The 22643-nt window shown below is 41.0% G+C and carries 25 protein-coding genes and 2 pseudogenes; 3 read left to right on the top strand and 24 right to left on the bottom strand.

The window, feature by feature from the left end:
• Positions 1–127: 127 nt before the first annotated feature.
• Entirely contained in the window at positions 128–772 is a 645-nt protein-coding gene (locus tag FFM67_RS11530; protein WP_137614700.1) for a DUF998 domain-containing protein, read from the top strand.
• A gap of 23 nt (positions 773–795) precedes the next feature.
• Here the strand turns inward: FFM67_RS11530 and FFM67_RS11535 are convergent, their stop codons facing one another.
• The 20 genes and pseudogenes from FFM67_RS11535 to FFM67_RS11630 all read right to left on the bottom strand — a co-directional run bounded on the left by FFM67_RS11535 (position 796) and on the right by FFM67_RS11630 (position 17439).
• Positions 796–1560 carry an acyl-CoA dehydratase activase gene (locus FFM67_RS11535; RefSeq protein WP_137614701.1) on the bottom strand — a complete coding sequence of 255 codons (765 nt, stop codon included), beginning with the start codon at positions 1558–1560 and terminating at the stop codon, positions 796–798.
• Complete coding sequence (locus FFM67_RS11540; protein ID WP_137614723.1) at positions 1551–2726, bottom strand: double-cubane-cluster-containing anaerobic reductase; 1176 nt, start codon at positions 2724–2726, stop codon at positions 1551–1553. The genes FFM67_RS11535 and FFM67_RS11540 overlap by 10 nt, the downstream gene beginning before the upstream one ends.
• A 414-nt stretch (positions 2727–3140) precedes the next feature.
• Positions 3141–3791, bottom strand: a complete 651-nt coding sequence (locus FFM67_RS11545; RefSeq protein ID WP_137614702.1) for a TerC family protein — start codon at positions 3789–3791, stop codon at positions 3141–3143.
• 77 nt (positions 3792–3868) lie between these two features.
• Positions 3869–4366: a GNAT family N-acetyltransferase gene (locus tag FFM67_RS11550; protein WP_137614703.1), complete on the bottom strand. Its 498-nt coding sequence runs from the start codon at positions 4364–4366 to the stop codon at positions 3869–3871.
• An 82-nt stretch (positions 4367–4448) separates the two neighbouring features.
• Positions 4449–5049, bottom strand: a pseudogene (locus FFM67_RS11555) (N-acetylmannosamine-6-phosphate 2-epimerase).
• Between the two features lie 108 nt (positions 5050–5157).
• A complete protein-coding gene (locus FFM67_RS11560; RefSeq protein ID WP_137614704.1) occupies positions 5158–6198 on the bottom strand; it encodes a serine hydrolase in 1041 nt (346 codons plus the stop codon).
• Positions 6199–6584: 386 nt separating this feature from the next.
• Complete coding sequence (locus FFM67_RS11565; RefSeq protein WP_137614705.1) at positions 6585–7019, bottom strand: HAD family hydrolase; 435 nt, start codon at positions 7017–7019, stop codon at positions 6585–6587.
• 204 nt (positions 7020–7223) lie between these two features.
• Positions 7224–7961, bottom strand: a complete 738-nt coding sequence (dagF, locus tag FFM67_RS11570; RefSeq protein ID WP_137614706.1) for a 2-dehydro-3-deoxy-phosphogluconate aldolase — start codon at positions 7959–7961, stop codon at positions 7224–7226.
• A 13-nt stretch (positions 7962–7974) separates the two neighbouring features.
• Positions 7975–9063 (bottom strand): DgaE family pyridoxal phosphate-dependent ammonia lyase, encoded by a 1089-nt coding sequence (locus FFM67_RS11575; protein WP_137614707.1) that lies wholly within the window; start codon positions 9061–9063, stop codon positions 7975–7977.
• Positions 9053–10159 carry an amidohydrolase/deacetylase family metallohydrolase gene (locus FFM67_RS11580; RefSeq protein ID WP_137614708.1) on the bottom strand — a complete coding sequence of 369 codons (1107 nt, stop codon included), beginning with the start codon at positions 10157–10159 and terminating at the stop codon, positions 9053–9055. Before FFM67_RS11580 ends, FFM67_RS11575 begins: the two co-directional genes overlap by 11 nt.
• A 15-nt stretch (positions 10160–10174) precedes the next feature.
• The gene (locus tag FFM67_RS11585; protein WP_137614709.1) at positions 10175–10867 is read right to left on the bottom strand and encodes a DUF4310 family protein; all 693 of its coding nucleotides are present in this window, start codon (positions 10865–10867) and stop codon (positions 10175–10177) included.
• Positions 10868–10886: 19 nt separating this feature from the next.
• Complete coding sequence (locus tag FFM67_RS11590; RefSeq protein WP_137614710.1) at positions 10887–11666, bottom strand: DUF4311 domain-containing protein; 780 nt, start codon at positions 11664–11666, stop codon at positions 10887–10889.
• A 22-nt stretch (positions 11667–11688) separates the two neighbouring features.
• A complete protein-coding gene (locus FFM67_RS11595; protein WP_137614711.1) occupies positions 11689–12039 on the bottom strand; it encodes a DUF4312 family protein in 351 nt (116 codons plus the stop codon).
• A 16-nt stretch (positions 12040–12055) separates the two neighbouring features.
• Entirely contained in the window at positions 12056–12412 is a 357-nt protein-coding gene (locus FFM67_RS11600) for an SFCGS family glycine-rich protein (protein ID WP_137614712.1), read from the bottom strand.
• Between the two features lie 18 nt (positions 12413–12430).
• Positions 12431–12757, bottom strand: coding sequence for a PRD domain-containing protein (locus FFM67_RS11605; RefSeq protein WP_137614713.1), 327 nt, complete (start codon positions 12755–12757; stop codon positions 12431–12433).
• A 6-nt stretch (positions 12758–12763) separates the two neighbouring features.
• Positions 12764–14611 (bottom strand): BglG family transcription antiterminator, encoded by a 1848-nt coding sequence (locus tag FFM67_RS11610; protein ID WP_137614714.1) that lies wholly within the window; start codon positions 14609–14611, stop codon positions 12764–12766.
• Positions 14612–15391: 780 nt separating this feature from the next.
• Positions 15392–16297, bottom strand: coding sequence for a magnesium transporter CorA family protein (locus tag FFM67_RS11615; RefSeq protein ID WP_137614715.1), 906 nt, complete (start codon positions 16295–16297; stop codon positions 15392–15394).
• A 133-nt stretch (positions 16298–16430) separates the two neighbouring features.
• Positions 16431–16643, bottom strand: coding sequence for a DUF2922 domain-containing protein (locus FFM67_RS11620; protein ID WP_137614716.1), 213 nt, complete (start codon positions 16641–16643; stop codon positions 16431–16433).
• A gap of 23 nt (positions 16644–16666) precedes the next feature.
• The gene (locus tag FFM67_RS11625) at positions 16667–16867 is read right to left on the bottom strand and encodes a hypothetical protein (RefSeq protein ID WP_137614717.1); all 201 of its coding nucleotides are present in this window, start codon (positions 16865–16867) and stop codon (positions 16667–16669) included.
• Between the two features lie 89 nt (positions 16868–16956).
• On the bottom strand, positions 16957–17439 hold the full coding sequence (locus FFM67_RS11630) for an RNA polymerase sigma factor (RefSeq protein WP_137614718.1): 483 nt from the start codon (positions 17437–17439) through the stop codon (positions 16957–16959).
• Positions 17440–17688: 249 nt separating this feature from the next.
• On the opposite strand from FFM67_RS11630, the gene FFM67_RS11635 reads away from it, so the two are divergent.
• Positions 17689–18564 carry a GH25 family lysozyme gene (locus FFM67_RS11635; RefSeq protein WP_246042994.1) on the top strand — a complete coding sequence of 292 codons (876 nt, stop codon included), beginning with the start codon at positions 17689–17691 and terminating at the stop codon, positions 18562–18564.
• A gap of 42 nt (positions 18565–18606) precedes the next feature.
• Here the strand turns inward: FFM67_RS11635 and FFM67_RS11640 are convergent, their stop codons facing one another.
• The 4 genes from FFM67_RS11640 to FFM67_RS11655 all read right to left on the bottom strand — a co-directional run bounded on the left by FFM67_RS11640 (position 18607) and on the right by FFM67_RS11655 (position 21501).
• Positions 18607–18927, bottom strand: coding sequence for a hypothetical protein (locus FFM67_RS11640; RefSeq protein WP_246042996.1), 321 nt, complete (start codon positions 18925–18927; stop codon positions 18607–18609).
• A 108-nt stretch (positions 18928–19035) separates the two neighbouring features.
• Positions 19036–19638, bottom strand: coding sequence for an alpha/beta hydrolase (locus tag FFM67_RS11645; RefSeq protein WP_137614720.1), 603 nt, complete (start codon positions 19636–19638; stop codon positions 19036–19038).
• Between the two features lie 135 nt (positions 19639–19773).
• Complete coding sequence (locus FFM67_RS11650) at positions 19774–20337, bottom strand: VanZ family protein (RefSeq protein WP_137614721.1); 564 nt, start codon at positions 20335–20337, stop codon at positions 19774–19776.
• A 207-nt stretch (positions 20338–20544) separates the two neighbouring features.
• On the bottom strand, positions 20545–21501 hold the full coding sequence (locus tag FFM67_RS11655) for an LCP family glycopolymer transferase (RefSeq protein ID WP_137614722.1): 957 nt from the start codon (positions 21499–21501) through the stop codon (positions 20545–20547).
• 651 nt (positions 21502–22152) lie between these two features.
• Between FFM67_RS11655 and FFM67_RS12475 the strand changes: the two are divergent.
• Positions 22153–22304: pseudogene (locus tag FFM67_RS12475) on the top strand (epimerase); the annotation flags it as partial.
• Between the last annotated feature and the right edge of the window lie 339 nt (positions 22305–22643).

Below are 22643 nucleotides of genomic sequence, written 5' to 3' on the forward strand. Positions count from 1 at the left end.
TATAAAACACCAATAGAAGTATTCTTGAGTCACATATGCAAAGAGGAATTGTCTAACTTAATTTGACAATTAATATTTTTTAAAATAAAGTACAGTTAAAGAAACAAATTTTTCACAAGGAGCTCTTATGACGTTCATCAAAAAAATTTCTCCGTGGCTACTGATTCTAGCAGTAGTAGGCGATTTTTCATTGCCTTATATTCTTGGGCATTTTTATCCCGGCTTCGACCAAGCGACCATGATTATCAGCCAATTAGGTGAGGATAGCAGTCCCGTCCAACAAGCCTTCAATCGTGGTTCCATCGTGACCGGCAGTTTATTCATACTCTCCAGTATCGGTGTCTATCTTTTTTTCGTCTCTGAGTCAAAGCGTTTGGCACAAATCTTAGCCGGTGCGATCGCCTTATACGGCTTTGGTGATTGTTTGCTGACAGGGCTGGTCCATATCAGCAAGTCTGCCAGCTTTTTTAGCCCTGCCTATTTTCTACATGCGGCTTTTTCTGGGATCGCAATGGTTGCCATGATGCTTGTCCCACTTTCGTTCGCTTATCGAGCAGCAAATAAAAATGAGAAGCTCGTAGTGTTTTTTTATCTCAGCTGTTTAGTGCTCGCAATTGTTGCATTATTGCTATTCGCTGCCTATTATTTACCAATCGTAGGCCCCAAATTTTCCTCATCGCGAGGGGTGTGGCAACGAGTCTCCCTTTTCTTTTTATACGTACCCGCCTTTACTGTAGCTGTACAACAGCTTAAAGGAGCTAGGACATTATGAGAGCCCTAGCTCCTTTTTGCTTACTAATTCAATTTTTTCATTCCAACTTGGGCTGCGCCAATCGCACCAGCATATTGAGACAATTCATCGGTCTGAACTGGGGCATTCACGTATTGGGACAACACTTCAGAAAAAACCGTGCTTTTTGAAAGACCACCGGTAAACAACACCGCTTCTCCTCGCTTGGGTCGCAATTTGGAATATTGACTGCTGATCCGTTTAGCGATGGAATGTAGCACGCCTAATGCAATATCCTCTCGTTTCTCTCCGTTTGAAATCAAACTAATCACTTCTGATTCTGCAAAGACCGTACACATGCTGTTGATTGTCACCGGCTCGGCTTCCGCCACAAAAGAATCTAAGTCAGAAATATCTTCGCCGAGTGTGCGCATCATAACTTCTACAAAGCGCCCCGTTCCAGCGGCACAGCGATCATTCATACTAAACTCAACGACATTGCCACTGCCATTGAGCTGGATCGTTTTGCAATCTTGTCCGCCGATATCAATCACTTGTTTCACCCCAGGACTTAGATACTCTGCGCCTTTTCCATGACAAGTAATTTCTGTTACAGCTAAATCTGCCGGTACTAATTTTCTACCATAACCGGTGGTGATTAACTTGAAGGCCTTCTCCTGCTGAGGAGCACTTAATTGTTTAACGACTTGTTCCATCGCGCCTTTGGGGTTTCCAGCAGTAGGAATTAAATATTTACGAATCAGCGCTCCATCCGAAAAAAGCACCCCTTTCGTCGTAGTTGATCCTGAATCCAAACCGATTATATGCATACAACCTCTTCCTCAAGCATTTCAATAAATGCCGTCACCCGTGTATTGATTTGTTCGATATCTGAAGTCGAATAGTCTGTCTCTAAATACATATAGGGTGTGTCCTTTTCTTCCTTCAAGAAGCGTTTAATTTTTAAGGATTCCACTGAAAAAGGGATACAATTTTGTAAAACCATGTCAATCACACCATCGACTTGATAGTCATCAATCATCTGACTCAGCAATTCTTTACGAGGCTGGTTGTTAGACATGCAAGCACAGCCTATATTGATGTATTTATCTGTTAACGCTTGATAAACATCCGCTTCCGTCTCGTCCACCAAACGTTCCACCGCTTTAGCAACGGTACAATTTTCGTAAGCCACGACGATTCCGCCATTTTCTTCGATCGCTCGAATGACTTTTTCTGTGACACCTCCCATTGGTGAGCCGGTCACTAAAATCCGCGGCTTTCTGTCTAAATACTGCCCCGCCGCATAATGTTCTTTGATCTTCGCAGTGGTTTCCTCCAACATTTGGATGACTTCTTCCTTATCAAATTTATATTGCGAACCATACATGACTTTAAAAATTTCTTGCCCACTAATCGCCGGCGGATTCAGTTGACCTAATCGGTAAAAATTCTGTTTAGCTTGCCGCTCGCGATTTTTCAGCAGGATCGCCGCACGAATTTTTTCTTCGGTGATTTCTACTCCTAAAAAATCCTCTAATTTCTCTTTGAAGCGCACCATCTCGCTGTACCAAAGCTGTTTGCTGGCTTCGCTGTCACGATTATGGGGCAGGTGCATCAAATACGTATCTTTGAATTCCTCCATGTATTCATACATTTTCTTTTTGCCGTCACAAGTCGTCTCACCGACTACCAAATCAGAAAAATAAAAATACGGGCATTTATCTGTTTTACCGAAACCGTAACTAGACTTGATCAAGGGACAGAGGTTTCGCGGCAAATCTTCTTCTGCATCGGGGATCGTTTCATCCGAGGTAGAACACAGACTGATTTGGATCGCCCCGCTGGCTAGCACTAATTCTTCCGGCATGAAAGTACAATAAACCCCCACTACCGGCTGGCCCTTCTCCTTGATTTCCTTCACTGTTAAAAAGCCTTGTCTTCTGGCTTCACCAAAATCGTCAAAAATCTTCGGTAAACTTGTTTTTAATTCCACATTATCCATTCCTTCCTTTTTGAGAATCCACTTTTTTGTATCGATTTCCTCCCAAAAAAAGCACACCAAAAAAGGCCTGCTCCCGGATAACTTTATTGGATTTTATCCCAGGAGGAAAAAGATTCAGTTAACGCCCTTAGAACCTCTAAGTGTTGAACAACTCATAGTCATCGGCCAAACATACTTTCCACCTCCTGATCTATTTTTCCCAGTATCACCATGATGTCTTTTTGACATCGCCAAAGTTTGTGTAAGGGTTTACAATCATTAGTATAACGAAGCAAATTTTTCTCCACAAGCCTTCTTAAAGAGAATCGTTCTCACTCTTATCTTTTTCATAGGCAAAAAAATAGAACCGGTGACAAAAGACTTGTCACCGGTTCTATTCATGAATAAACGGCTTGTTCTTCCCAATTAGGATTCTTTTCGATTAAATAAGAAATAGATTCCCGCCAGCAAAAGACATGCAGCCAAGGAAACAATATGCCCATTCGCTAGTCCGCGCAACAAATGATGGATGAAATCATCTTCTACCAACATTGTTCCAGCGGTGTAGGCGATCAACAGCGCCCCGATCCAAGTTAACCACGGGAAGCGATCCATTAATTTCAAAATCAACTGACTTCCGAAAATAACAATTGGAATACTGATCACTAAACCTAAAATCGCTAAGACAAAATGCCCATCAGCTACTCCAGCAATCGCCAACACATTGTCTAAGCTCATCACTAAATCTGCGATAATAATCGTCCGTACTGCCGAGAAAAAAGTCGTTTCGCTCTTAATGTTAGCTTCTTCGCCATTTGATTTTAACAAGTCATAAGCGATATAAAAAAGTAAGATACTACCCACAATTTTTACATAGGGTACCATCAATAATTCTACGGCGATCAGCATCAAGAGGATCCGTAAAACCACGGCACCGCCTGTTCCAATCACGATTGCCTTTTTCTGCGAATCACTTGGCAGTTTTCGCGTGGCCAATGCGATCACCACGGCATTGTCGCCGCTTAAAACCAAATTCAATACAATAATCGAAAGAATCTTCGATAGTATTTCAATCATTTATTTCCACACTCCTATTCAACGTATTTAAGATACTACTTTTTTTCGAAAAGTGCATGAAAATAGAATGATACCTATCAGAAACTTTTCTTTTTTGTAAAAACTTGGGATCCAGCTTCGGTTGGAGCGTTCTCCGCATCTTTTCGTAAATAAACCATATCTACCAACTGAATGCCCTCCTCGATAATCGGTTCAGCGTAATTGTCGGTAAAAAAATTCTGCTGTCGATGCGATTCTCGGAAGCCGCAACTTTTATAAAAATTCAACGTTTTTGGAACATCCCCTGTCCCAACGTACATCGTTTGATACTCGCCTAAAAATTCCGCAAAAAGAAACTGGATCAGCGCTTTACCGTAGCCTCTTCCTTGCGCCGACGGATCGGTCGCGAGATTTTTCAATTCGCAGTCGTGTTCATTTAATGTTACCACCACCGCTTCACTTTTAATCCCATCGTCCTCTAACACAAACATACGGCCCGCCTCAAGATAGCGATCGATCATATCCTCTTGCTCATCGGCTAAAAGTAGCAGTTCAATATAAGCTTTCTTATTCGTCGTAATTTCTTTGATTCTCATTGCAACCTCCCCTTATTTAGTGGTCTAACTTGGCAACTAGCTGTCATGGCGCCTGCTCTTTTTTCTCAAAGGCGTTCTTTTTCTATTTTTCCAACGCTGCTACAAATCGACTTGTGATTTTCTGCGGTCGGGTAATTGCACCGCCAACGACGATGCCCGCTACCCCGATTGCCGGCACCTGTTCGTACCGCACTTTCCGTTGTATACCCGCTTAAAGTCGTCCCGACAAAATCCACGCCCGCTTCAAAAGCGTTTAACCCTTCTTCAATAGTCGCGATATCCGCCATCAACAATTGATCCGGATATTTTTCTTTGATTTGTTTGACAAACTGCTGAATTGTCAAGCCGTCATGGCGTTTTCGTAACGTACAGTCAAGAGCGATCACTTCAACACCAATTCCCGCCAGCTCATCGATTTCCTTCATACTGGCAGTAATAAATGGTTCTTCCGGCAGATACTGCTTCTTAATGATCCCAATCACAGGCAAATCGACCAACGCTTTGATTTGCTGAATGTCTCCCACTGAATTGGCTCGTATCCCAACAGCACCGCCTTCTTTTGCTGCCAATGCCAACAATGGCATTACTCCGCCACTTTCAGTATATAAAGGCTCTCCCGGTAATGCCTGGCACGAAACGATCAAGCCCCCAGCGATCTTAGCTAAAAATTCTTCCTTCGTCATTTTCCCACATCCTTCACGTTATTTTCTACTCAAAAGCGTATCACGCGTGCCTCTTCCTGTATAGAAAAAAAAGGTCTTCACACGGTCAAACTTGTGTGAAGATCGTTTTTATTTTAATTTGCTGGCAGCTAAACTATATTCTGCGATTGCTTCTCTAGTTTTGACGATATCTGGCACCTCTTTCGTTAATACCACGATTGCATACGGATTCTCCTTAGAAAAAACGAGCCCAATATCATTTTCGACCTGATCTTGTTCCCCGGTAATATTGGCTACTTTGAGATCCTTCGGTAATTTATGGGGGATCTTCGTCCGAAGCTTTTGTCCTTCCATGATCGCGATCATGGTTTTTTGCGGCTCTTGCTCTTTTTGATCATAGAGCTTTTCCAAAAGTTTCAGACAATCATTTAAGGAGGTGTAATTGTCTTTATCACTTTTTACATTGATATCCAGCATTCGTCGTTCGAGCTTCGTCTCTTGATACCCTTGTTCTTTGAAATAAGCATTCATTTGATCGATACCATAATGATCGATCAAAACATTCGCCGCGTCATCGTCATTTCTTTGGATCATCGGCTCTAACCATTCCCTCAAGGGCTTACCGTTAATTTGCTGATCGTTCTTTTGCGCCAGTGCGTAATCCATAATGAAAACCTTGATCACATTCGCGGCGACTGTGGCTTCCGAATTTTTACTGGAATAGTCCCAACCGTTCTTGAAATAATGTACGCCATAATACACTTTACCAGCACTCGCCGTCAGCTTGGCGCTGTCTAGCTTAGGGCGCTTGGCTTGTTTTGTAGCGGAAGATTTCTTCGTTTTACTTTTCTCTTTTGAGCTTTTCTTTGTCGCCATCTTTTTCTTTGAACTTTTCTTGGAGCTGCTCTTCATAGACTGACTTGTTTCTTTTGTCGCTTTTACTTCACTCGTTTTTTTCGTTGCGGCTGTTTTTTCTGAAGGTTTGGTTGAACTAGAGGCTGTTTTAACCTTGTCCTTTTTTTCTGGCTGGGCGACTTCTTGTTTTTCGTTATCATAATTTAACACGGTTCGTACGCCAAAAAATAAAGCTCCCGACAACGCGACTGCTAATAATCCGATGGCGATATATTTGCCCTTTGATTTTTCGTTTGGATCGGTATGTCTCCCCACATTCAACACCTTCTATCTACTTGATTTTCATCTAATACTCGAGTAAACGTTACATATCCATTATCTATCATCAACAGTTTATCATATTCCTATCAGTGAGTTCTCAATTTGACAGAATAAAAATTATTTTTATATCCGTCTCTGATACTTTTTTATGTTATTTATAGCACAAAAAACGACCTTACTTTATTTCTCCCTAGTAAGGTCATCCTTTAAAACCGGACTATTTATTTTAAATTTCTGAGCAATAAATCTCATAAGGTATCCCCAATGAACATAAAACAAGTCTCAATAACTACTAGTGAAGAACCCGTTTCTTTTGGAATGAACTCTTAGATTACGATGTAGCAATGATTAGCTAGGTTTTAAACTCTTTCAATTAACACTTAAATTAATTCTTCAAAGCGATCGGCAATCACTGCCAAATGCAATTGGTTATAATCCTCATAAGCACGACACGGAACACCCTCTTTGTAGCAATCATCGTTTACATAGATTGGCGCAAAGCCTAGTGATTCGGCTTCTTGCAACTGGGATAATGAATTGGAAATGAAGTGCACCTTGCCTTGCTGCAATTCGTCTTTTAGAAAATCTAATAAGCTCTGTGCTACTTGTCGACCGGCTTCACCATTGATCGAAAAATCAAAATACTCTGCCAAACCATGTGCCAATAAAACTTGATTCATTGACTGCTGATCATTAAACACCATACCGATCCGCTGCTTACGACGCTTTAGATACTCTAAAAATTGCGCTGCCATCGTTTGACTTTCCTGATTAAGAAAGACACTTTCACTTGAAAATACAAATGTTTCAACCATTTCGATTCCTCCAATACCTTTCAGTCTAGCTAAAAGTGAATTCTTTCACAAATGCTTGTAAAAAAATAGAACTCTTCCTAATTATTTCTTAACTTACCTCATTTTTTGACTACTGTCAAACTTCTTCAAGATAGTTCCTGTTCCTTAATACGATAAAAAAGAATGCGGCTAATCTAGGTCGCATTCTTATCTTCTATTTATGTTTTAAAGTAATTCTTTTATCATTTCAAATAGTATTTTCACTTCTTCGGGTCGTGTATCATTGGTTTGGGGATCAATAATCGAACTATAGACATGGGGAATGATTCTTTTTACTCCGGCGTCAACGGCAATCTGGACGATTTCTTGAAAATTATCCAAGTCAATACCACCAGTTGGTTCTAAGGCAAAATCATATTTGGCACATGCCTCAGCAACTGCTCGATATTCTTCTCTATGCGCCAAGCCTTTCATTGGAAAGTATTTAACAGAGGTTCCTCCCATATCTTGCAATAATTTGATCGCTGTTTCAATGGGGATCACCGCTTCCGGGGCCCGTGAACTTAGAGGTCCCGTCGCGATGTTGACATAACCAACTTGACCGCTTGGCGATACTAAGCCATTTACAACGGTCTCTGCTTGTCCAAGTAGCGCCCGCGAAGTCCCCACACCCGTGAAAACTTGGTTCACATGCTGGGGCTGTAATAATGCTGAAATCCTTGAAACCATTTGACTTTGATTCGGGTCTCCAGCTCCTAAGCCAACAGACAATGCATTCTCTGTCGCAGTTTGATAGTTTTTCATATCCTTGATGGCTGCTTCCTCTGTGGCATAGTTTTTCGATAATACACCTAATACCACGTGTCCCTCTGCTGCTTGGTAACATTCGCGGGCGTTGTCTACTGAATTTGCCAGAACATTCAGGCAGACTTGATTTTGATAATAATTTGGTAATAACGACATTTAGCTTTGCTCCTTACATAATTTCTTTTAAGCGTGTAATGATTTTTTCTAATTCACTTGCATCAACAGCTCGAATATCAAACTCAATGATTCCATTGTTGGCTTGGTATTCTCGTGTGTAGATGGCTGGGTCTGCTGACTTTAATGCAGCGATGACTTCCTTGGCAGAACGTTCTTGTAACTTGACACTCGCACGATAAATATCACGGCCTGCGCCGTCTTGTACAATCGTCGCTTTTAATCCTGTAATCTGATTTAATGCGGAAATAAATGGCGCTAAGCGTTGCTTCATTGATTCACCAGACTCACTGCCATTCTCCAGCCGATCAGCCAACGCTTGGGTCAATCCTAAAATATTGTCCTTACCGATCTTCATAGCGCGGCCGATTCCTTTTCCTTGAAGACGTAGCCATTCGATATATTGTCCTTTGCCAATTACCAAACCACTGCTTGGCCCTTCAATCGCCTTCGCCCCTGAATAAATCACTAAGTCAGCCCCCGCTTGACTATACTTAAATAAATCTTCCTCTGCCGCTACGTCAAGGATTAACGGCAATTGATGCTTGTGAGCTACCATCACTGCCTCTTCCACCGTCAACATACTTTTCTGAACGGTGTGATGGCTTTTGATGTAAAGTAGCGCCGCCGTATTTTCTGTGATCATCATTTCAACTTGTTCGGTTGAGCAGCCATTCGCGTATCCGGCTTCTACGACTTGTCCACCGCCTTGACTGACCATGACTTCTACCGGTGTTCCATAATCAACATTATGACCTTTGGGCAAAATGATTTCCCGTTGCTTAATCCGGTCAGTATAGGGATGATAAACATGATAGAGGCTCCCTTGTCCGATAATCGCAGCTACTGATTGCGCGATACCTGCAGATGCTGAAGATACGATCTGGGCATCCTCCACCTTTAACAGCTTAGCTATATATGCTCCTGTTTGAATCGCTAACTCGCTCATTTCAAAAAAATGCTCGCCACCAAAACGTTGTGCTGCCAGAACATTTTCTGATACCTTTGATACCCCTAAAATGGTCATTTTGCCAGATGCGTTAATGACTTCTTTCAAGCCAAACTGGTCATAACTAATTGTCATAGATAGCGCCTCCAATAATTGTTTTCACTGGTTGGATCAGTTCTTTTCCGATGCGAGTAACGCCGTTTGAATCGGTCAATATTTTTTCCCCTTCAACAAGATCAAAAATCGTAATATCCGCATCATAACCGACTTTGATTTCGCCTTTCTTCGTGAGGTGGAACGCTTTTGCAGGTGCCGCGGTTACCTTATCTAGGATTTCTTCCCAGCTGTATCCCACTACCCGCAATTTTTCCATCGTTGTCGCCAAGTCAAAGACTGGTCCATTCTCGCGATTACGATGATAAATATCGGTACTGATAGTCGTTGCTTTGATCCCTGCTTTCAGCGCTGTTTCCGCTACATGAAAGTTAAAGCTGTCTGTACCATGACCAATGTCAAAGACGATCCCTCGCTCATAAGCAACTTGGACGAAGTCTTTGATTTGGTCCTTCTCTTGATTCAAAATGCCATTGGTCTTCCCATTAAAGCAATGAGTAAGCACGTCGCCAGCATCTAAGTGTTCTAATATTTCATGAAGCGCTGGCGGTGCCGAGCCGATATGGATCATTAATGGCAGATTTTCATTTTCTTTTTGCATCTGTTTGGCTAGCTCCAATGGAGTAAGTCCGTTCTCCCCAATAACGGACTTACTCATGCGAGCTTTGATACCGATCACAAACTGCGGTAGTTCCAATAAACTTCTGCGAACTAAGTTGGCTTGAACCTTTGTCAGATCTGCCAATTCATCTTGTTCAACAATTCCCCATTTTGAAATATTGACTAAAGCGTAGACATTAGTTTTTGCCTGCTTTGCAAATTCATAAAAGGCCGTGATGTTTTCTGCGCCAGTCGTGCCGGCATCTATCACCGTCGTAACTCCCTTGGTCACACCGATCTCATCAGGAAAGTCATAATAAAGCGTCATTTTTTCATAACAATGTACATGATCATCAATCCAACCGGCTGATAAATAGTGCTCCCCTGCTAGGTCAATTACCTGTTTAGCTGATGATTCAATTACTGAATCGTTCTTTAAAATCACACCATCTTTGATCGCTACTTCGATTTTTTCTCCATTGATTAACTTCCCGTTTTTGATTAATAAATCAAACATCTTGTAACCTTCTCTCTATTGAATCGCTACTGGGAAGATCATCCCCAACAGCATCGCGCCTAAGATTGCGCCACCTGCAACCGGCTTCTTCCAAGCATAAAAAACAAGTGCCCCTAATGTCGCACCTAGTCCGATTGGAATCGAAGCCCCGCAAGCACTCAAAATAATCAATGGTCCTAAGAAACGACCGGAAGAATTTCCAGCGCCCATCATGATATCCGCACCAAAGGTCGAGTTCGCCTGATTAATAGTAAATTTACGTATCAAGATAATGACCCCGCCGACTAGTAACCCTAAGACTGTACCCGTCAATAAAGATAAGGCGAAATTATCAATTGGTGCCCGAATTCCCATACTCAAGAAGATAGCAGGAATACCAATTCCAATCCCCGTCAAGATTGATCCACCTAAATCAAGGATACCCACTAACGAACCTTCTAAAATTCGGGCGAATAAGAAACTAGCACCAAACGCTGCGGCAGCACCGTATGAGCCACCATCTAATCCGGCTTTCAACATAGCGACGATGGATACTTCATTAAAGGCCCCTACGCCGTAAGTGACATACATATGGGTCCCCGCAAAGACCGCCGCTGACATGATTCCAACGGTGATTGGGAAAGCCCAATCCGCAAACCAGAAGCTTTTCGCTTTTTTCTCTTCAGAAAGCACATCCTGTTCTCTTTCTAGTTCTTCTGTATTATCCATTTATTCTCCTCCTATTTTATTAGTTCAAGGTGATGGCTTTGTGGATATTTTCTAACCAGTTTGGTATTTGCATTTGGAAGCTCTTTAACATTTCTAAGTCGAACCCGCGGAAAAAGCCGCTTAAAATGAATAATGCTACGATCGCTACCATCATGATCTTCGTTACTTTTGTCCAACCAGATTCGTCAACACCTTTACCAATCAAAATACCTAATACCACGCCGGGAACTGCATTACCCATAATCAATTGCGCAATCCCACCAAATAACGTGCCCCAAAACCCAGTACGTTTGCCTGCATCAAGTGCGGCCAACCAGAAAATAACCGGCATTACCACATTGATCAGGGTTGTTGCCGCTGGAACTAAGACTGCAACGGCAGTCACTTGCAGCGCCTCAGGAATCGCTGCTGCTGTAGAGTTTAAAAAAGCGACAACGACCGCGCCGATGATTGCTCCAACGATCCCCATTTTTCTTGGATCGTGCATCGTATCCGCCACGTTTTTATTTTTAGCCAATAAGACAGAAGCTGCCCAGTTAGGAATGATCCGGTGGGTCACATCTTGAGTAAATGCTCCTGCCCCAACCGTCGAAGCCCAAGCATTAAAGAAGAAGCCTAACCCGAATGAGAAATGCGACGCCGGGTCTCCCATACAGGCGTTCATTTCCCCTAATGTACGAAAGGCACCCAGCCCTTGCGTACTTGGCGCATGGAACATTCGTGCGGCTCCAACTGAAGCAGAGAAACCTAGCAGGCCGCCGATAATAATTGATTTAATTAAGATAACTGTAAAGTCCACTTTTTTACTCCCTTTCTATAACTCAGATTTTTTTGGAGATCACGGGAATATGAATACTATCCGGATCTGCCGTCTGCTCTTGTGTGAACACTACGTCCTCTACTAGAAGTGTCGTCACGTTAACCAGTACCTCCAGCGTTACTTGATAACTGGTGCGTTTTCGTGGAAAGAAGAAGAAGAAAAAGCGTTCTGTATAATTTTTTTGAGCCGCCTTCACAATGTCAACATCTATCGGTTCGATCCGTAAGATGACTTCTGACTCTTGCATGATCTTTTTTTGGATCTGACCTAACGCACTCGCAAAAGCGTGCTGTTTAGTATCCCCTTGACCTTCCACTAATATCTTGATTTGTTGGCAATTTTGGATATTCATCCCGGTCATCTCCTAATTAGTTTGACTGTTTCTTTTCAAATGCTTCTGTCAATTTTTGCCCCAATTCTTCCACGTCCATAAAACCAAAACCTAAAACTGTTTTGCCGTCTTCGATTGCAGTCACACCTTCTTGGATCGAACGCATACCGTGGCGTTCAGGATAGCCATATTTTGTGGAAGCTGTTAAAGCTCCCGCACCGCCGCTGCCACAAAAAGAAATTCCCATGTCGGCTTTTTCCTGCTGCATCACATCGCCTAAACGCATATCCGCACCCATTCCCGGCACGACGACTGCTCTTCCTCCTGCTGCTTCGACACCTTTTGCGACATTTTGTCCTTTACCCATACGGTCTGCAATTACTACTGTGATCATTTACAATTCCTCCTAAAATTAATTTTGTTTGGCTGTTTCAAAATGGATCGATAATACATATATTTCATCTTTTGTTAAGTTGTCTATTTTTTTTACGACGCCATCCGCTAAGTTTAATGCTTCAGAAGAGACTTCACTGAACATCAACGGATCAATTTCCGGTATCGTATCGTCTGTCTTCGAGCGCCGCAGCATTTCATTTAGATGGTTCACCAAGATCGTCCACTGCAGTTCTGTTGGTACAATAGAGACTGCAGCTAATTTTTCAATCAGCCAATCTACCAGTCCTTGTAACTCTGTTTGATACTCACTAGTTAAAATAATCTCTCTCGCTTCTCCACTCACTTTTTTTCATCCCCCACTTTTAATATAAGTAAATAGTGCACTGATCTCTGATTGATTGATTCTGAGATTGTGTTCGTTAAATAATTTCTGAATCGCCTTGTTGTTGTTTATTTCTCTGACTACCTGACTCGCCTTATTGCCCTCAATCGTATATTGCTGGTCAAAAGTGATTCGATGAACCATTAAGAAAACATGAAGCAAAAAGGCCTCTCGGTAGTCTGAATTCAACCGTCCTTTAAATTGCAGCTGTAGCTTCTCGTAAATCGTATAAGCTTGTACAATCAACTCCTTGCTGAAGTCTTCCAATGAACTGTGGCTCATAGAGGTCTCGATTTTTAGCTTTCGCTGACCCTTTTGCGGTGAATGAGTCAAGATAGTTTTGACCGCTTGTTGTATTTTTTTTAAGTCCTGCTCCGTCGGCAAAGGATGAACCTTGATAAATTCGCTCTCGATTCCGTCGATGGGAAAAATGCTAATGACCAAATCTGGATCTTTTTGCTTAATAATCTCTTGCGCGTTTAAAACTGAAGCAAAGGCGGCGATCTCGATATTAGAAAGCTCCTCTGAAATCTTTTGCTTGATCAAACTAGTGACTCCTAATCCGGTAGAACAAACGTACACGGCCCGCACACTCCGAAATTCCTCTACCTTTTCATAGGAAACGAGAAAATGCAGGGCGATATAAGCAATAAAAGAATCATTAATCAAGACGCTTTTCCCGCGAATTTCTTTACGAACGACCGTTTCGATCGCTGCAAATAATTCTGGATACTTTGCTTTGATGTCATCTTTAAAGGGGTTGTATTCATTCACGAATTTTTGCTTACGAGACAAGCGCATCGACAAGTGAGCGTATAGATTGGTCAATAATTGCGGGTCTTGATAAAAAGAATGATCGACTTTTTTACTCACCATATGAATTAAGTTCTCCGTCAAGACCATTACATCCTGTTGCGGATCATTTTCAAAGGTATCACTATAAATATAACGATATTCATCATTGAATAAGGGCAATTGGTAGTAAGAAAAGACTTGCTGCATCAATAAGTATGAGAGTTCCCTTTGCTCTTTTGGATCATTCAATAATTGATAGCGGCCAATCGTGTAATCATTTTGCAGACGGACAGTAGCGATTGCTACACGAATCAGCATATTCAGCAGCTCAGCGTAGTTCAGCTCGGACGTGTCGATTCTCTTCAATATTTGCCGCATCTCATCAATCACACGATTAAAGACCTCTTGAAATGCCGTGCCTTTAGCAGAATAAAGTTCATAGACTTCCTGCTGTTCATTTTGTAAAAGCAGTCCCATAATTTTATAAATGTCATAATCCGTCAGATCCTTTTGCACGATTTCTTCGATTAAAAGTCGAATATGATGCTCTGAACCGGTGAGCAAAAAACCTTTTCGGGCTATACGTTCCAATCTTATATCTAGTGAACCTAGCCGTTTCTCCAAAATTTCTAGATCATGAATCACTGTATCCTTGCTGACCATTAGCCTTTCAGCCAAGTCAAAGGAAGTAATCGCTTGATCCGTCAGCAGCAGATGGATACTCAAACGATCTAGCCTAAGACTTTGATCTGCGTATAATTCAAAACGTTCCACTTCCATTAATTCACTTTTAAGCTTGATTCGTTGGGAATCATTCAGCATCAGCCAAATTCCCTGACTACGCTTGCTTTTCAAATCATGCTTTCTTTCCTGCAACCAGCCTCGGACACTCTCTAAGTCGTATTTAATTGTACGAACGCTTACATTTTGCTGATTAGCTAGATTTTTGGTGGTCATTGGCTCCCGGTGCTCAAGTAGTTGAAGCAAGATTTGAATTTGTCTTTTTGTTATTTGCTGCATATTCCTCGCTCCTTACATTTTTAATATAGTCGCTTATTCGTTGAACAACAACATGAAATGTTTGCACTTACACTAGTGCAAATAAGCTCTGCTAGACCTAGTTAAACAGATTTCTTCCAATAATTTATTGATAGTCCCTTTCAGAACGGCTACCATTAATGACAATCCGCTTGCACTAATAACTTTTATAAAATATCATTCTTTTTTATAGGCGTACGGATTTACTCAAAAATTTTTTTTAAAATAAATAATTTCATTTAAAAAAGATCGTTATTTTTTAAAATGATTATCCATTTTTTTAAATAACAAGTATATAGAACATATCCTTTTACCCACGAAACTTTTAAGATTAAAAAAACGAAAATTAATTATAAACTCCCACACAAATCCAAGTATCCAGCAGATAAGTCTGATCCATAAATTTCATCTATGATTTTCATCCACCTATTACGGATTTTTTTATTACAAATTTGATGACTCATCTTTCTATATCTGAGTTCTTTTCAACGTTATTCAAAATTACGCTTCTCACTTCGTACGATTCGGTGCCTTTATGCTGACGATCGATTTTATTCCAACGAACTGTAGTTAAAGGGAGTTTTTTATGCCTATATTTTTTTCTTGTCCTTGACGATCTATCAAGAGCTATTTCATGTTCATGGACAAAAGTCCGTTTTTCAATCCAACTTATATTCTTATATCAAATTGCTGTAACCAAATAATAAAAAAGGAACAAAAGTAACCCGCCAAACGGACTCTTTTTGTTCCTTTTAAAGTTTCTTATTTCATCAAGCGTCGTAAAATACCCGATAAGGCAAACCACAAAATCAAACTAACAATAATGGTGATCACCCACCCAAACGCATCATGTTCCAGCGGCAGCGGCATATTCATTCCGAAAAAACCGGAGACGATGGTAGGAATCGTCAACAGCACTGACAACACGGTTAAGATCCGCATCGTATCATTTAGATTATTATTCAAGACGTTATTATAAGTACCTGAAAGCTGCTGCAAAATCTGGGAAGAAAGTTGCGTCATCTCCACCAATTGCTGAGCTTCAACCAAAACATCATCCAAGCTTTCTTTCTCCGAATCACTTAAACGACGATAAATGCCATGACTTTTGATTTGCTGCACTAATAAAACATTTTGACGAGAGGCCGTGACGAAATAAACGATTCCCGTCTCTAAATCAGACAGCAACAATAGATTTTGTTTCGTGGTTTTTTCCCGTAACAGTTGGCTGATCCGCTTACGATCACGATCCATCCCCTCAACAAAAGGGAAATATTGATCAGAAATAATAAAGAGACTATTAAATAATACTTCAAATAGACTACTGTTCGGCTGTTTATCTAAATAATTTTTGATCTCAAAGTAGACGTATTTGCTGTGCTGATTGGTTACAGTAATCAACGTGCGGTTCACCACAAGGAAGGTCATAGGCACCGTCTCATAGTGATTGTCAATCTTGCGACGATTTGGGGCATTGAAAATCAGTAACAATACATCAGTCGCCTTATCGTAATCTAAATGTGCCCGTTCATTGCGGTCCAAAGAATAATCGACAAACTCGCTATCAACCCCATAATCACGGTAAAGATTCTTTAATTCCTCTGTATTTTCCGCATCGATATTGATCCAGCTACTCATTTGATTGTTAAATACTTCTTTTGTATACATTCCACTAGCTCCTCACAATCTCAACGATAATATCCGTTTGCATTCTATCACAAACCCGCCAAAAGTACCTCTTTCGATCCTAGGAAATCAGCAAAAAGCCTGACATCTTTCACAACGTCAGGCTTTTCTGCTATTAAAATAGTTCTGTTTCGATAGTTTCTACCAACTTCGCGCTAGTTACTTGCTTAAATAATTGAACCCCTTCTTTTGAAAAGAGCTCCAGTTCACATAATTTTTCCAATTGTTCGCGAACTTCCGGCGCTGTCAGATTCTGGTTTGGATCACTGAAGCTCCAACGATGTGACGTACCTAAGCTATTTTCGAATGCGGCCGATAATTTTAACATAGTCGTTTCCTCCTTTTTTTAAGTTATTTAGTATAACGCGCTTGCGTGGTCAAGATGACGCCCTTTGTTGCACTGTTCTGCGCTAGGCTATCTACTACATCACCTAAAGCTAAGATCTTTTCTTCTGCGGAATCTTCTACCACATTGCTAAAGGAGACCGTTCGTTTGGCTCCTTCTACGCCTTCCAACTGTACCTGCAATTTGTTTCCCAATTTCTGAATCATCTCAATTCCTCCTTTTTTCATTTTGATAGGGTCGCGACTGCCTACACTATTATTAACGAAAGCTAGCAAGCAAATGCGTACCCAAAATTTTATTTTTTTGTAAACCGTTTGGCTAATTGCCGCTTCCACTTCAATACGGTGGAGCGACTGACTTGATAAGCCGCCATGATTTGATTCATAGACAAGCCTAAACACAGTCGCGAAAAAAGATAGCGCTGCTCACCAATCGTCAACTTAGGCCAAAGCCGCTCCAAATAATCCTCCCACTCGATCCGAGACTCTAATTCAATCTCCTGGTCCACTTTGTACCGTGTCAATTTTTCAAGCAACGCCTCCCGTCGCTGCTGTTGCCGCTGTAAATCCCGCACCCGCCAACACAAATAGCGATATAATAAAGTCACTTGTTCATCTGAAGCTAAATCCAGCGATTGACTTTTCTCAATAAAAGCCAATCGAATGGTCTGTAAATAATCTTCATGTTCAGGGTTTTTACGAAAAACGCGACAATCAATTAACACACGATAAAACAAAGGTTCATATTTTTCTAAAATTTCTGTTTGCTCATCCCTCATCCAAAGTGGTCTCCTATCATTTTATTCCGGCCGGTACCTATAAAATGAAGAAAAACCACAGCCTTTTCGAGGAACAATTTTACAGCTAGACAGAGAAATTTACCACTTCACCTGCTACAAACCTCATTCTTATGGATGTACCTTGCAATCTGCTTGCAAAAAAGAGTAAGTTTCTTTTTTCATCTTTTGAATTTTTTTGCCAAACTGTGACCACATGATCATGTAAAAAAAATGAAAGAAGGAATAACCATGACTCGACCAATGATTATCGATCTTAGTGAATGGCAACAGCCGAATCAAATCAACTATTCCGTACTCGCTCAGCACATCGATTATGCGATCGTTCGCGTCCAATACGGCTCGGACTATTGCGACAACTTCTACCAAACTCATCTTGAACGGCTGCAAGAATTAGACGTACCCACAGCGGTCTACGCTTGGGTACGAGGGATTAACCATGAAGATATGGCCCAAGAAGCCCGTATCTTCTATGAACGGGCAAAAAAATTTCAACCTTGCTTCTACTGGCTGGACGTTGAAGAACAAACGATGGCTGATATGCGTGGCGGGGTAGAAAGCTTTCGCCAAACCTTAAAGAATCTAGCCAAACAAAAAGTCGGCGTCTACGTGGCTCATCACCTTTATCAGCAATTCAATCTAGCTGTCGAGAACTTCGATGCCTTGTGGCTACCTAGTTACGGAACGAATAGTGGCGTGTTCCAAGGAGTGCAACCAACTGTCAATAAAAACTTTGATCTGCATCAATATACCTCAAAGGGTCGCTTGCCGGGTTATAGTGGATCGTTAGACCTTAACCGTTTGTCCGGCAGAAAAAAACTGGACTACTTCACTGGAAAAATACCGGCCACCAACACTTGGGGAATCGCTGAAAAAGGCACCTTTATTTTGCAAGCGGCGATTCATTTACGAACCGCCCCTTCTACCGGCGCCAAAAGTCTAGCCGTCTTACAGCCCGGCCAAGCCATAAATTACGATGCTTTCGCCCATGAACAAGGCCATGTCTGGATTCGCCAACACCGCTCAGACGGCACCTATGGCTATTTAGCCACCGGAACCTCCAATGGCACCAAACGAACTGGCACCGCATGGGGACAATTTAAATAGAAAAGAGGAGATGTGACTAGTCCCAGTCACATCTCCTCTTTTCTATTTGTGGTCCTCCACATGCATAAATCCCCAGTTGGTCGGCATATAATAGCCATCCACCGAACTATTTTTCAAATTGCTGGAAACCAGCTGGCCTTTGATGTGGTAAATTCGCTTTGCCTTCCGTTCCGCATCGCCCAACTTGGCCAATATCGTATTCAGATCATATTCCGGCATCAAGAAATAGTGAAAATTAAACCCCTTCAAACGCTCATGAGTGATCGCCCCTTCAAAGGTCAATAATTTCTGCAGCTCTTGATCGTTGAACGCCAAATCAGTCAAGGTCAAAGTCAGCCCTTTAAATTCAAATGAGTCTGTCATCATGCCACCCCTTCGATCACTAGTTTACCATATCTTAGAAAGGCTTCGCGACTTCCTTCAATTTGTTTTCGGTCGAATCCACTTTTCATTTTTGGAGCAGATAATTGATTATAATGCCTTCAACCATGTACGCGCCGATTGCACTTCTTCCATCGTCAATTGATGCCCATAAGCGGAGTCAAAGACCGTTACCTCTGCTTGTCGTTTGCGAAAAGCCGTGACTAGTTCATCAAAAGAAGCCGTGCTCACGATCGGATCTTGCTCTCCACCATACGAAACCCAAATTTTTTTATCGTCTAGCGGAAATGTTTGTGTATGAACTTCCAACGACATCGGATGGAAGAAAATTCCTTGACTCAATTTCGTTTCACGCTCTAATAACATATGGGCGGCAATATTCGCCCCATTTGAATAACCTACCAAAACCCACTCTGATAGCGCGATTCCTTTTTCCTCGCTAATCCCGCGAATTTCTTCTAACAATGTGTCCGTCTCCCGCTCCAAGCTGGCAAAATCAAATTGATTCAAGCCATGACGACGAAAGAACCGATTCATCCCATTTTCCTGAACGCTACCACGAAACGAAAGAATCGTCGCTTCCTCATCTAAAAGATTGACTAACTCCACTAAAGAATGTTCATCGCCGCCTGTTCCATGCAGCAAAATGAATTTTTTCCGATCCGGTTTTCCCGCTTGATAAATGTAGTTCATTTCCTCCACCTCGTTTAACTTACTAATTGTAAGTTATCATGAAGTACCGAAACAAACAACTAATCTGTTTGTTCCGACCTTTAAACTACTACAAAAAAAGCATGCAGCCGAATTCTCGCTGCATACCCCATCCATTTACGTCATCCGGCGTTTGATCAAACCGCAAAGCTGATAGCCGATCACACAGCCGATAAAATTCGTTATGATGTCCCAGATATCAAAAGTCCCGAGATAAAAAACATATTGAATCGTTTCGATCCCAAGAATCGTCGTCAAAGCAATTACCACTGCTTCCGTCTTGCTGGCTCGAAAACCATAAAGACAGCCTAAAGGAATAAAATAGCCGATATTTAAGATCAATTCACTGACTTGCTGAGCAGTATTCAAATACAGCTCAAAAGGATTTAGATTGAAAGAATGATACGCCCGCGCCTTCGTGAATAGCATGATAAACAATAACAGAAAATAGCAGCTATAAAAAAGATACAAGTAAATATTCCAAAATTTTCGCTGCACCCATTGCCAGTAGAACAGCCACAGGCTCAAGAAAACAAACATCCACAGCGCTTCATCTGTGAATTCAAATCGCTGTGTCATCCGCTCCAAACGAGGATAATTAAACAACGTTGGTAGCACCAAATAATACACCACTCCATAGCTCAAGAGCAACGAGCCGATTCCGGCAATAACTTTCTTCATGCACTCCCCTCCAATCCACACTACTAGCCTACCCCAACCATTCCCAGATGTCAGCCCACACAAGAAAAGTTTAAACAAAAAGGAGCTGTGACAAACCTCTTGTCACAGCTCCTTTTGTCGAATAAATGGTGTTCCAAAAGTAGCTTCTTCGGAAAGAAACCAAAATTTCTTACAGCTTACCACTTCTGCCACAACCACTTCACGGACTTACTTCAACTGATTTTTCAATTCATCCTGAACGCGTTTTAATTCTGTTGGATCAATTCGTTGATAAGAGACACCATCTTGCATAAAGCCTTCGCCCTTCATCTGATCCGACTTGATATGTCCAAAGGCCCCACGGTAATCCCCCATCAATGTCCGCATGTCATCGAAGGATAGATCCGTCTTCACATTCTCACCCATCGTCGTTAAGATCGATTGATAATTTGTCAGACCTTGCGTACTCAAAACTTTTTTCGCAATCCCGGTGATAATTTGACGCTGCCGCTCCTGACGACCATAATCGCCATTCGGATCCTCATGACGCATACGAGAATACTTCAATGCTAGATTCCCATCCAAATCTTGCCTACCTTTTGGAAAAGTTGTTCCATCAAAAGTAAACTCAAACGGATTATTGACTTCAATTCCGCCAACCGCATCCACTAATGACTCAATGCCTTGCATATTAATCGTAATGTAGTGATTAATCGGAATATCCAGTAGCTTCTCTACTGTGTCCATTGACATCGCCGCACCACCAAAAGCATAGGCATGGTTCATCTTATCTTGCGTATTATGCCCAACGATCTCCGTATACGTATCACGAGGCAAACTTACCAATAACGATTCATCATTTGACGGATTCACCGTCGCCACCATCATTGTATCCGAACGTCCTTGCTCCGTCCGCCCAAGTGCACCCGTATCCACTCCTAAAAGTAAAATACTAAACGGTTCTTGTTCAGACAGTTTCACTTGACGCGCCTCAGTCCCAGATTTACGTTTCACAGACTCATAGGTATCATCCGCCGTATTCTTTACATCGTGGTACATTTTGGCACCGACTCCGACGACAACTAAAACAATCGCTAACAAAATACCAAGTAAGGTTAATAGAACCTTTTTAGAAGTGCTCGTTTTTTTGACACCCTGACGCTTACGCTTTTTTCTTTCAGCCATTTGATTCAACTCGTTTCCTTTGATTTACAGTTCTATCTCATTAATAGTAGCAAAACTTTCTTGGGAAAACTATCTCCATTGGGAATTTGTAAAAATTAAACGAATGTAGTCAAAGAAAGAAGCAATCAGTATAGACATCTTGAAAATCAATTAGCTAATAAATTTTCACAAGTTATCTAATTTTTCAATTGGTCCTTCATTTTTAGAGCTTCAATAAAGATAAACACTGATGCATTCCAATTAATAGTATGTAAAATAATCAATGCTCCTCAATGTCGTGAAGCCGGAACACTTACTACCTGAGAGTGAACCATCAGCAAATTTGCATGAATAATAACCTAAGATAAGTAAAAACTATTAGAGAAAAATACGAAATAAAATTCATAAAAATTTCTCCTTCCAGTAAACTTGTGAATAAATTCGGACAAAATCGAATTTGTTTTCGCTTTTCTCAATAAATTCATATATCTTAGTGTACGAGGTCAAAGTTCCTATAAATAGAAAATAGTTTTTCTCTTTCTCAATATAGAACCATTTAGGTATAAACAAACCATTTATCAATAAATAATTAAACAACATACGTACTAAATAAATTTAAAACTTACTCTATGATAGACTTTAATAACGTTTTACCTATAAAGGAGTTTTATAATGAGTACTATTCTTATCACTAGTGGAGCAGGTTTTATTGGATCCATCTTAGCCAATTTTCTTTCCACCGACAATAGGATTATCGTAATTGATGACCTATCGATGGGCAAAAAAATAATTTATCTATTAATAAAAACATTTTATTCATTAAAAGCAGGAAGTTCAAAGAATGTGCCAATCCAGTTATTAACGGAACAAGTAAGTCTACCAATAATCCTTAAGTATACAGGAAGATTGATGGACTTTTTAATACGCTATAGTATATGACGCTTTCATATAACCCCCACTTACCTTGTTCTATTGGTTTCGCTTTGCTAACAGGATTTGTCGAAAATACTTTTTTAATTGGTTTTTCAACTTAGAATTACAGTTTTCGGTAATAAGTATAGAGCACATAATGTTTAGTGATTTTATGATAGCGTAAAATATTTTGTGTAAATAGAAATTTAGGGTAGAAAAAGAGAAAGTCCATTCTGTAAAATTAAAGTTAC

This window comes from Enterococcus viikkiensis (genome assembly GCF_005405345.1).
Lineage (GTDB): Bacteria > Bacillota > Bacilli > Lactobacillales > Enterococcaceae > Enterococcus_A > Enterococcus_A viikkiensis.

Coding starts and splice junctions, on each gene's coding strand:
- FFM67_RS11580 (WP_137614708.1), bottom strand. CDS start 10,159: ATGTTTGATTTATTAATCAAAAACGGGAAGTTAATCAATGGAGAAAAA.
- FFM67_RS11575 (WP_137614707.1), bottom strand. CDS start 9,063: ATGACAATTAGTTATGACCAGTTTGGCTTGAAAGAAGTCATTAACGCA.
- FFM67_RS11645 (WP_137614720.1), bottom strand. CDS start 19,638: ATGAACTACATTTATCAAGCGGGAAAACCGGATCGGAAAAAATTCATT.
- FFM67_RS11550 (WP_137614703.1), bottom strand. CDS start 4,366: ATGAGAATCAAAGAAATTACGACGAATAAGAAAGCTTATATTGAACTG.
- FFM67_RS11545 (WP_137614702.1), bottom strand. CDS start 3,791: ATGATTGAAATACTATCGAAGATTCTTTCGATTATTGTATTGAATTTG.
- FFM67_RS11655 (WP_137614722.1), bottom strand. CDS start 21,501: ATGGCTGAAAGAAAAAAGCGTAAGCGTCAGGGTGTCAAAAAAACGAGC.
- FFM67_RS11635 (WP_246042994.1), top strand. CDS start 17,689: ATGACTCGACCAATGATTATCGATCTTAGTGAATGGCAACAGCCGAAT.
- FFM67_RS11615 (WP_137614715.1), bottom strand. CDS start 16,297: ATGTATACAAAAGAAGTATTTAACAATCAAATGAGTAGCTGGATCAAT.
- FFM67_RS11565 (WP_137614705.1), bottom strand. CDS start 7,019: ATGGTTGAAACATTTGTATTTTCAAGTGAAAGTGTCTTTCTTAATCAG.
- FFM67_RS11610 (WP_137614714.1), bottom strand. CDS start 14,611: ATGCAGCAAATAACAAAAAGACAAATTCAAATCTTGCTTCAACTACTT.
- FFM67_RS11640 (WP_246042996.1), bottom strand. CDS start 18,927: ATGACAGACTCATTTGAATTTAAAGGGCTGACTTTGACCTTGACTGAT.
- FFM67_RS11585 (WP_137614709.1), bottom strand. CDS start 10,867: ATGGATAATACAGAAGAACTAGAAAGAGAACAGGATGTGCTTTCTGAA.
- FFM67_RS11620 (WP_137614716.1), bottom strand. CDS start 16,643: ATGTTAAAATTATCGGCCGCATTCGAAAATAGCTTAGGTACGTCACAT.
- FFM67_RS11650 (WP_137614721.1), bottom strand. CDS start 20,337: ATGAAGAAAGTTATTGCCGGAATCGGCTCGTTGCTCTTGAGCTATGGA.
- FFM67_RS11630 (WP_137614718.1), bottom strand. CDS start 17,439: ATGAGGGATGAGCAAACAGAAATTTTAGAAAAATATGAACCTTTGTTT.
- FFM67_RS11530 (WP_137614700.1), top strand. CDS start 128: ATGACGTTCATCAAAAAAATTTCTCCGTGGCTACTGATTCTAGCAGTA.
- dagF (WP_137614706.1), bottom strand. CDS start 7,961: ATGTCGTTATTACCAAATTATTATCAAAATCAAGTCTGCCTGAATGTT.
- FFM67_RS11600 (WP_137614712.1), bottom strand. CDS start 12,412: ATGATCACAGTAGTAATTGCAGACCGTATGGGTAAAGGACAAAATGTC.
- FFM67_RS11595 (WP_137614711.1), bottom strand. CDS start 12,039: ATGAATATCCAAAATTGCCAACAAATCAAGATATTAGTGGAAGGTCAA.
- FFM67_RS11625 (WP_137614717.1), bottom strand. CDS start 16,867: ATGATTCAGAAATTGGGAAACAAATTGCAGGTACAGTTGGAAGGCGTA.
- FFM67_RS11535 (WP_137614701.1), bottom strand. CDS start 1,560: ATGCATATAATCGGTTTGGATTCAGGATCAACTACGACGAAAGGGGTG.